The 8,927-nt window shown below is 72.3% G+C and carries 12 protein-coding genes and 2 pseudogenes; 6 read left to right on the forward strand and 8 right to left on the reverse strand.

All coding sequences use genetic code 11. The features are described 5' to 3' along the window. Window positions 1-1,062: sialidase family protein (locus E1265_RS37370; protein WP_165953919.1), on the forward strand; the 1,062-nt coding region annotated here is incomplete at its 5' end. Between the two features lie 56 nt (window positions 1,063-1,118). On the opposite strand, the gene E1265_RS28655 is transcribed toward E1265_RS37370, so the two are convergent. Then, on the reverse strand, window positions 1,119-2,036 hold the full coding sequence (locus tag E1265_RS28655; RefSeq protein WP_132933902.1) for an aminoglycoside phosphotransferase family protein: 918 nt from the start codon (window positions 2,034-2,036) through the stop codon (window positions 1,119-1,121). Between the two features lie 212 nt (window positions 2,037-2,248). Between E1265_RS28655 and E1265_RS28660 the strand changes: the two genes are divergently transcribed. Beyond that, window positions 2,249-2,605 (forward strand): DsrE family protein, encoded by a 357-nt coding sequence (locus E1265_RS28660; RefSeq protein WP_132933903.1) that lies wholly within the window; start codon window positions 2,249-2,251, stop codon window positions 2,603-2,605. Between the two features lie 10 nt (window positions 2,606-2,615). On the opposite strand, the gene E1265_RS28665 is transcribed toward E1265_RS28660, so the two are convergent. Then, a complete protein-coding gene (locus E1265_RS28665; RefSeq protein WP_132933904.1) occupies window positions 2,616-3,383 on the reverse strand; it encodes a helix-turn-helix transcriptional regulator in 768 nt (255 codons plus the stop codon). A gap of 89 nt (window positions 3,384-3,472) precedes the next feature. Between E1265_RS28665 and E1265_RS28670 the strand changes: the two genes are divergently transcribed. Beyond that, window positions 3,473-3,889, forward strand: coding sequence for a VOC family protein (locus tag E1265_RS28670; protein WP_132933905.1), 417 nt, complete (start codon window positions 3,473-3,475; stop codon window positions 3,887-3,889). Here E1265_RS28670 and E1265_RS28675 read toward each other — a convergent pair. Further along, window positions 3,884-4,306, reverse strand: a pseudogene (locus E1265_RS28675) (phosphotransferase); the annotation flags it as partial. The gene E1265_RS28670 and the pseudogene E1265_RS28675 overlap by 6 nt on opposite strands. Window positions 4,307-4,356: 50 nt before the next feature. After that, window positions 4,357-4,959 carry a Uma2 family endonuclease gene (locus E1265_RS28680; protein ID WP_132933906.1) on the reverse strand — a complete coding sequence of 201 codons (603 nt, stop codon included), beginning with the start codon at window positions 4,957-4,959 and terminating at the stop codon, window positions 4,357-4,359. Between the two features lie 168 nt (window positions 4,960-5,127). Between E1265_RS28680 and E1265_RS28685 the strand changes: the two genes are divergently transcribed. From E1265_RS28685 to E1265_RS28695, 3 genes are all read left to right on the forward strand, one after another. Further along, window positions 5,128-5,607 (forward strand): nitroreductase family deazaflavin-dependent oxidoreductase, encoded by a 480-nt coding sequence (locus E1265_RS28685; protein WP_132933907.1) that lies wholly within the window; start codon window positions 5,128-5,130, stop codon window positions 5,605-5,607. Between the two features lie 59 nt (window positions 5,608-5,666). Further along, complete coding sequence (locus E1265_RS28690) at window positions 5,667-6,266, forward strand: DinB family protein (protein ID WP_243741179.1); 600 nt, start codon at window positions 5,667-5,669, stop codon at window positions 6,264-6,266. 99 nt (window positions 6,267-6,365) lie between these two features. Then, window positions 6,366-7,361 (forward strand): aldo/keto reductase, encoded by a 996-nt coding sequence (locus tag E1265_RS28695; protein ID WP_132933909.1) that lies wholly within the window; start codon window positions 6,366-6,368, stop codon window positions 7,359-7,361. A 15-nt stretch (window positions 7,362-7,376) separates the two neighbouring features. Here E1265_RS28695 and E1265_RS37375 read toward each other — a convergent pair whose 3' ends face one another. From E1265_RS37375 to E1265_RS28710, 4 genes and pseudogenes are all read right to left on the reverse strand, one after another. Further along, window positions 7,377-7,682 (reverse strand): hypothetical protein, encoded by a 306-nt coding sequence (locus tag E1265_RS37375; protein WP_165953920.1) that lies wholly within the window; start codon window positions 7,680-7,682, stop codon window positions 7,377-7,379. A gap of 361 nt (window positions 7,683-8,043) precedes the next feature. Then, a complete protein-coding gene (locus E1265_RS37380; protein WP_207931250.1) occupies window positions 8,044-8,472 on the reverse strand; it encodes an rRNA adenine N-6-methyltransferase family protein in 429 nt (142 codons plus the stop codon). 82 nt (window positions 8,473-8,554) lie between these two features. Next, window positions 8,555-8,677: pseudogene (locus E1265_RS39760) on the reverse strand (ATP-grasp ribosomal peptide maturase); the annotation flags it as partial. A gap of 64 nt (window positions 8,678-8,741) precedes the next feature. After that, window positions 8,742-8,927: DUF397 domain-containing protein (locus E1265_RS28710; protein ID WP_132933910.1), on the reverse strand; the 186-nt coding region annotated here is incomplete at its 5' end.

Here is an 8,927-nt window from a genome sequence, read left to right on the forward strand (position 1 = left end):
CAGCCCTCCCTCGTCCCCACGCCCGATCCCTCCGCCGAGCCACCCGACGTGCCCTCCGGCACCGAGCTGCCCGGGCAGGCCTTCTCACTCCGCCTCGTCGACGAGGCCAACGCCTTCGCGCTGGTCACCGAGTGCGCCCCGGAACCCGGCGCGCCCGCGTCCGGGCGGTCGGACCGATGCGCCTACCGGGTCGCCGTACTGGAGGACGGCGACCCCTGGGAGATCCGCGACACGCCGATACCGGCGGGCGAAAGACGGGACGTCCCGCACTCGCTCGAGGCCGCCGGGCCCGGGGTGGCCAGGCTCTCCGCCGTCCTCGACGACGGCGTCGAGCGGCACTGGGTCACCACGGACGGCGCACGCAGTTGGCGGCCGGCCGAGAGCACCGGAGCCGCCGGCACCGTCGATGAGATACCCGAGGGCGCGATCCTCACGGCCGGCGATGACGGCCTCGCCGTGCTGATGCCCGACACCGCCGAGTACCGGCGACTGGCCGGCCAGCCGGCGCTCAACAACCTGGGATGGCCCGGCATCCTGCCCGACGGCGCGTTCTGGACCTCGGGCGTCGACCCGGACACCGGCCGCCGCGCGCTGGCCGTCAGCCGCGACCGCGGCCGCGCGTGGGAGCTGCTGCCGCTCCCGACCACCGCCGGCGTCACCTCCCAGACCATGGCGGCCGGACCCGACGCCCTGTACGTGTTCGAGAGCGGCACGGCGAGGGCCGGCGACGGCACCGGCGTCCTCGCCGTCCACCGCAGCGTGGACGACGGCGCCAGCTGGGAGTCCGTCTGGAACTACCGCCCCGGCACCGTCCCCCACATCATCCTCGGCACGCCCATCGCCGCGGCCGACGGCACTCTGTTGATGTACGCCTCCGACGCCATCTACCGCAGCGACGACGCCGGCCGCGACTGGACCATCTCCCGCCCCGGCTCACCCCCGGAACGCCCGGAGGTCACCCCCGCCGGCTATCTCCTCACCGACCTCGCCAACCCGGGCCACTACCGCGTCTCGTCGGACGGCTTCACCTGGCGCACGGTGATCCTGGGCAGCGGCCGCTGACCCGCCGCAGGCGAACTGGCGACATTCTGCGGCCAGTTCGCCCGGGCCGGGGAGGATCAGCGCGTCAGCGCCTCGGCGATGGCGAGCTGGGGCGGTTCGAGGGCGGTCCTGCCGTCCTCGATGTCCCAGAGGGCGTTCTGCAGGACTCGGCCCAGGGTCCAGCCGACGGCGCGCCGGCGGTCCAGGTCGAGGGTCTCGGTCAGCAGGTCGAAGCGGTAGCGCACGGCGCGGGAGACATCGCCGCTGGCCACCACCTCGTCCCAGCGATTGTCCAGGGCCGGCAGCAGGTCGAACCCGGGGTCGCCGGCGAGCGGCTCCGGGTCGATGGCCAGCCAGGGCTCGCGCTCGGCGGCCAGCACGTTGTCGTAGTGCAGGTCCCAGTGGAGCAGCCGGTCGCCGGCCTCGCCGACGAGTTCGGCGACGGCGGCGGCACAGTCGCGCACCAGCGCCCGCTCGGCTGGGTCGGCGAGCGCCGGCACGGCGGCCGGGGCCTGCTCCAGCATGGCGGTCGCGACGTCGGCCAGCCGGCGGATGCCTGCCGGGGCCGGCGCCGCGGTCAGGCGGGCCAGCAGCTCGGCCAGGATCCGCACGGCCTCGCGTTCGTCGGGCAGGGTCGACAGCGGCCGGGCGGCGTCAAGCCGTTCGAGGAGCTGGCAGCTGCTGGCCTCGTCGTGTTCGAGCAGCCGGACGATGCCGTCACCGTCCCAGGCCCGGAGGCCGGCGGCGATGCCCACCGTCTCCTCGCGGAGCTGCTGGAGCTTGAGCACGGCGGGCGTGCCGTCGCTCCGCCGCACGGGCAGCACGAGCGAGGCCATGCCGAACGCGGAAGGGCCGTCCGGGCGCAGGCCCCAGCGGTCCATCAGCTCGCCGCCGAGCCGCGGCAGCTCGGCGAGCCAGGCCAGCCGCCCGGCGTCCGTGCCGCCGTACGACGCGGCGAACGCGTCGGGGACGTCGATCGAGGTCGACGTGGTCATGAAGGGGCTCCTTCGTGGGTCGTGAGTCGTGAGATCGAGAGACGCGACGAACGAAGGAGTCACGGGGGCGCCCGGGGTCGACCGGGCAGACGTCAAATCATCGTGATCACCCTACCGCAGCGGATGTCTCACATAACGAAACGCCTTGTCTTGCTTAACGAGATGAGCAATATTCTCCTGCCTCCCTGCGAGCCACAGGAGGCGCGAGTTCAATGCCGAAGACCGTCGTTCACGTGTTCCATGACGACGACCACTCGGTCGTCACCGGCACCCGGGTGGCGCAGCGGATCCAGGAGGTCGCCGCCGACCACGGCAGCGCGGTCGAGGTCTTCTGCTTCGGCCCGGCGCAGCGCCGGCTCGCCACCCCGGGCGCCTCGCCGGCCGACGCCACGTACCGCCGGCAGGTCGACGAGCTGACCGCCGCCGGCGTCCCCGTCGGCGCGTGCGTCAACGCAGCCCGGGCGGACGGCACGGAGGCCGAACTGCTGCGGCGCGGGCTCACCCTCTCGGTCGCCAGGGACGAGTTCCTGCGGTTCACGCTCGAGGGCGCCACCGTCATCACCTTCTGAGCGCGCGGGCTCAGGCCGGCGTCTGGGCGAGCAGGTAGCGCTCCGGCTCGGCGACCGGGCGCAGCAGCGTGAACGTCAGCCGCCCCGCGCCGGGCACGGTCGCCGTCGTCGGCGGGAAGTCCGTCACGGCGCGGCACTGCCACCACGCGGCGGCGTCCGGGCGTTCGGCGGCGAGCAGTCGCGTGATCTCGGCCGCGCGCGGGTGGTCGGGGGCGCGGCCCGTGCTGGCGCGGAAGTGCTGGTAGAGGCCGCGCAGCAGCGGGTCAGCCGCCTCGGGCGGCAGCCGGTCGCGGGCGGCGGCGAGCCAGAGCAGCAGGTTGCGGCGCTCGGCCGGCAGGGCCGCCGGGTCGCCCCAGAGCCGCTCGTGGGCGGCGTTCCAGGCCAGGATGTCGAATCGGTCGTCGAGCACCAGCGCCGGGGTGTCGGGCCACCCGTCGATCAGGGCCCGCGTCTCGGGGCGAACGGACCCGTCCGCCGCCGACCCGGTCTCCGTGGGCCGGAAGCCGGCCAGTTCGAGCGCGTGCCGGTGCGCGGCCGGCGCCATCCGCAGCGCCCGGCAGACGGCGTCGACGACCTGCCGCGACACGGCCACTCGCCCCTGCTCGAGCCAGGTGTACCAGGCCACGCTGACCCCGGCGAGCGCGGCCACCTCCTCCCGCCGCAGCCCGGCGGCCCGGCGCCGGCCGCCGCCGGGCAGGCCGGCCTGCTCGGGGCTGACCAGCTCCCGGTGCGCCCGCAGGTGCGCGCCGAGCTCCCGGCGCAGTGCGGTGGCTTCCACCCTCCCGATCCTACGAGTGTCCTGTGAGTCCTACTCACCCCATCAACGGTGACCTTCCTGGCCGTCCCGCGGCGGGCGAGGCTGCCGGCATGACCGAAGAACTGTTCTGGCGCGTCCGCAACGACTCCTCCACACTGACCGAGCCCCGGGTGTTCGTCCGGGTGTTCCTGGAGCCGGGCCGTCTCGACACCGCCATCCCCTTCTACGAGCGGCTGACCGGCACCCAGGCCGACGGCCGCTTCTCCTTCCAGACGCTGCGCCTCGCGATGGTCGGCGCCTTCCTGCTGATCGAGGGCTCGGCCGAGGACCTGTCCCCGTTCCGCGCCACCACGGGAACGCTGCTGGTGGACGATGTCAGGCCCTACCACGACCGGCTGCTGGCGGCCGGCGCCGAGATCTTCCAGCCGCTGCGGCCCGTCCCGACCGGCGCCGGCTTCTCGGCCCGCCACCCGGACGGCACCCGCGTCGAGTACGTCCACCACCGGCCACGACCGGACGGGTCCTAACCCCAGGGGGTCGAGGTGGCGGTAGAACCGGAGTCGGTCGTGGTCGAGGTCGATGCCGTACCTCGTGGCGAAGGCCTCGTCCGCGGCCGTCGCCGCGCGCTCGTCGGCCCAGGTCTCCCGGGCGTTGGCCAGCAGGAGGGCCAGGTCCGCGTAGCAATCGGCGCGTCCGAGCCGGCCAAGGTCGACGAAACCGGTGACGGTCGCTGTCTCGGGGTCGAGGAGGATGTTCGGCAGGCACAGGTCGCCATGGCAGACGACGGCCTCGGCCACCTCCCGCGCGGTGGCGAGCGCCCAGGCCAGGTCGCGGCCGAACGGGGAGGCGCCCACGGATAGTTCGTGCGGTCACCGCACCGCGTCCGCGATCAATCCCCAGGCGGCGCGCAGCCGCTCGGCCGACACCCCGTCGGCCGGCGTCCCCCTCGCCGCCTCCATCGCCCGCCGGCCGACGGCTGGTCGTGCCGCGACAGCTAGGGGCACTTGGGCGGATAGAGCTTGAAACTCCTTGTGTCCAGGGCGAACGAAAACGGCTCGGTCAGCTCGATCGGCTCGCCGAACTCCGTGGTGGACACGGTCCGGTAGCCGTGGTCCCGGGGGTGCGAGTGCAGCGCGCAGATCCCGTCGTGCGGATCGACGAGCAGGTAGAGCGGGATCGAGACCGTCCCGTACCAGAATCTCTTCTTGACGTGGTCGACGTCCTTGTCCCCGGAGACCACCTCGACCACCAGTGGCACCCGCTGGCAGGGGAAGGGGTTGGCGTTGTCGGCGACGGCGTCCAGCGTGGTCACGCTCAGATCCGGCTTCGGCTCGAACGACGAGCTGGGGGTGAACAGGGCCTGTTCGCCGAGGGCGACCCAGCCTTGAGCGCGGAACTGCGCGCTCAGTTCGGACACGATCAGGTTGTGCAGCGGGGCGGCTGATGCCTGCATCACGATCTTTCCGTCGATCAGCTCGATCTTCAGGTGATCGAGTTCTGGCAGCTTCTCCAGGAAGCGCATGAGATCGTGCGGGTTCTCAATCGGTGACATCGTCTCGACGGTCTTTTCGACGGCTTCTTGATACGTCGCGGTCATATCAGCGCCTCCTTCGGCCCCACGCTAGGAGCGCCCTCGGCACGGAGTCCCACGATAGCGACGAGACCCCACGAACGAGTGAAGCCCGGCCGTGCTCGCCGGGAATGACCGCGCCGATCGGTCGTGTTGCGCTGAACGAAGACCTCCGAACCCGTGGAGAGGGACGAGATGCCACTCAAGGGCGAGTACGAGCCGAGCACGAGCCAGATGGTGCGTGAGCAGGTGGAGCTGTACGAGAGCTCCGGCGGTACCGAGGGAACGACGCTCGCTCACGTGGTCGGCCCTGACAACGAGAGGCTGCGGGACCTGCCTGTCGTCATCCTCACGACCGTGGGCGCGAAGAGCGGCAAGATCCGCAAGACGCCGCTGATGCGCGTGGAGCACGACGGCTCGTACGCCGTCGTCGCCTCCCTCGGTGGAGCCCCCAAGCACCCGGTCTGGTACCACAACGTGGTCGCCGACCCCCGCGTGGAGATCCAGGACGGGCCGGTGCGCCAGGACATGCGGGCGCGCGAGGTCACCGGGGAGGAGAAGGCCGTGTGGTGGGCCCGGGCCGTCGAGGCCTACCCCGACTACGCCGACTACCAGACGAGGACGGACCGGGAGATCCCCGTCTTCGTCCTGGAACCGGCGCCCGAGGAGCACTGACCCGAGGGGGCGGCGGCGAGCGGCCGGCGATGTCAGTGCCGGGTGCCACACTGCCCGATGTGAACGAACCAAGCGCGAAGGCGGATCTCCTCCGCTACCTGCAGTCCGCCCGCGAGGCCCTGCTGTGGAAGCTGGAGGGCCTCTCCGAGTACGACGCCCGCCGCCCCCTCACACCGACCGGCACCAACCTGCTCGGCCTGGTCAAGCACCTCGCCGGCGTGGAGTTCGGCTACTTCGGCGACGCCTTCGCCCGACCGTACTTCGTCGCGGAGCCGATGCCCGCCCACTACCGCGCGGACGGGGAACCCAACTCCGACATGTGGGCCACGGCCGATGAGTCGCGCGAGGAGATCGTCGGCCTCTACCGGCGGGCGTGGGCCCACTCGGACGCCACGGTCGAGGCGCTGCCGCTCGACGCGGTCGGCCACGTCCCGTGGTGGCCGGAGGACCGGCGCGCGGTGACCCTGCACCGCGTCGCGATCCACGTCATCACCGACACCCAGCGGCACGCCGGCCACGCCGACATCGTCCGTGAGCTCGTCGACGGCTCGGCGGGCCTGCTCAAGGGCAACGACAACATGCCGTTCGACGACCGAGCGTCCTGGGAGGCCCACCACCGCCGCGTCGAGCGCGCCGCCCGCGAGGCCGACACGAGGTGAACGCCCACCGGGTCCCCGTCGCCACCCGGGCCTGGTCCCTCGAACCACCCCGCCCCAGGGATTGCCTTCGTGTGCACTCCAGCCCATAGCGTCCACGGCATGAAGAGCACCACGCACACCAGGACACTGGGCCGCAGCGGCATCGAGGTCAGCGCCCTCGGCTTCGGCTGCTGGGCCATCGGCGGCGAGTGGCAGTCCGCAGAAGGGAAGCCGCTCGGCTGGGGCCGGGTCGACGACGAGGAGTCGGTGCGGGCGGTTCGGCGCGCCCTCGACCTCGGCGTCACCTTCTTCGACACCGCCGACGTGTACGGCACCGGCCACAGCGAGCGCGTGCTCGGCCGCGCCCTCGGCAAGCGCCGCGCCGACGTCGTCGTCGCCACGAAGTGGGGCAACCTCTTCGACGAGCGGACCCGGACCAGGGTCGGCCAGGACGACTCCCCGGAGCACGCGCGCCGCGCCCTGACCGCCTCCCTGCGCCGCCTGGGCACGGACCACGTCGATCTCTACCAGCTCCACATCTCCGACGCCGACCCCGACCGCGCCGCCCGACTCCGCGACGCCTGCGAGGACTTCGTGCGCGAGGGCCTGATCCGCGCCTATGCCTGGAGCACCGACGACCCCGCCCGGGCCGCCGTCTTCGCGCGGGGGCCGCACTGCACGGCCGTCCAACACCGCCTGAACATCCTCCAGGACGCCCCCGAACTCCTCGCGCTCTGCTCGGAGTCGGACCTCGCCAGCATCAACCGCAGCCCGCTCGCCATGGGCCTGCTCACCGGCAAGCACGCCGCCGGGCGCGCCCTGGAGAGCGGGGACATCCGCAACGCCCCACCCGAGTGGCTGCCGGGGTTCACCGCGAACGCCGGCGCCGACCCGGCCTGGCTGCGGCGGGTCGACGCGCTGCGGTCCATCCTGACCAGCGACGGCCGCACCCTCGCGCAGGGCGCGCTCGCCTGGATCTGGGCCCGCAGCCCACGGACGATCCCCATCCCCGGCTTCCGCACCGTCGCCCAGGCCGAGGAGAACGCGGGCGCGATCGCGAAGGGACCGCTCACCGCGGCCCAACTGGCCGACGTCGACCGCGTTCTGGGGCGCTGAGCGGCGGGCGGCGCATCAGCCCCGAGAGGCGGGCCTCACCCATCTGATGTTCGGTGCGGACTTCACGTACACCGTGTGGGTTTCGGGAGTCACGCGGATACCGAACTCGGTCACGCCCGGCGCCCCGACGGCGCGCCAGTCGCCGATGGCACGCTCGACCGCGTCCCGGACCCGCACCGGTCCGCCCTGACGGACGGTGAGTTCGCCGTCGGCGGCGCTCCCGGACACCGCCGCGAAGGAGCCGGATTCCGAGTGGAGGAAGTAGTCGCTCGCGGGTCCGCCGTCCACGCTGACACCGGGGATGAGCGACAGCCCGCCCACCGTGTTGTCGATGACGAAGCGAGCCGTCCAGTCGTGGGCGATGTCGCGCCGAGCGTGGTACGGCGCCTGTCCCCGTCGTCGGGGGCGGGAAGGTCCACGTTCGTGGGCGGTTCTTCCTGCCGCGCCCGCATGAATGACGCCTCGGAGAGGAACGCCCCCTCAGCGGCGCCGTCCTCCCCCACCATGAGTTTTCGCGAGTCCAGAAGACCAGAGCCCGCCGCGCAGGGTGGTGAGGATGATTCCGCCTGGCCTGGTCTGGGCCACCCATTCCCGCCGTACGCGATTGACTCCGCAGGTCACGATGGTCCGGTCGTAGGGGGCACGCCCGGAAAGCCGTTCCTCCCATCCCCCGTGACGACGTTCACCGGGTAGCCGCAAGCGCCTGCCGCGCGCCGGCTGCGACATCGGGATCCGTCTCGATCGTGGTGACGTTCTCAGCCCCGACCCGGTGGGCCAGCACTGCGGCGTTGTAGCCGGTCCCCGCGCCGATCTCCAGGATCCGGTGCCCGTCGCGCACATCCAGTGCCTCCACCTTGGCGACCGTGAGCGAGGGCAACGTCGACGAGGACGACGGCTGCCTGGCGATGGTCCCGGTGATGTCGCGCGGGACGATCGTCCCGGCGATCTGAGTGATCAGCGACTCATCGGCATAGCACAGACCGAGCCAGCCCTCGGAGTCCTCGTCGGCAGGACGGGCGCGTAGGCGGTCGGCGCGGAGCCGGGAACAGCACGGAAGAAGCCGCCCCGGAGGAGCCTGTGGCGCGGCACCTCCTCCACGGCCTTTCACCACGGTAGCGACGTCAGCTGCCCGGTTTCAGACAGCCGCTCGGCGAGCTGTCGCCGTGGCCGGGCCGCCGGATCCTCTGGATGGGTCATGTCGTGATGCCTCTCTCCAACAGATCAGCGAATGCCGGGATCAGGGGCAGTCCGATCTCGTCCTCCAGCCAGGCCCACTGTCCGGAAGGGTTGCACTCCAGGAAAATCCAGCGACCATCGGACGTCACTGGCGTGAGGCCACCTCCCCGTGGGAGACGGCCTCATCACCGGGCAGTGCGCGGCTTACCTGGACACGAAGGCGACCAGCTCGGCGAATGCCCCGGCCGGGACTATGAGGGCGGCGTGCTCCGGGTTCTTGGAGTCGCGGATGCCGGCCCACGCGGAGCCGAGGCGGGCGACTTCGACGCACTCGTTCTGGGCGTTGCTGGCGCTGCTCTTGAACCAGGTGGCTGCGGTGAGGTCTTCCGG

The organism is Streptomyces sp. 8K308, from assembly GCF_004348315.1.
GTDB lineage: Bacteria > Actinomycetota > Actinomycetes > Streptomycetales > Streptomycetaceae > Streptomyces.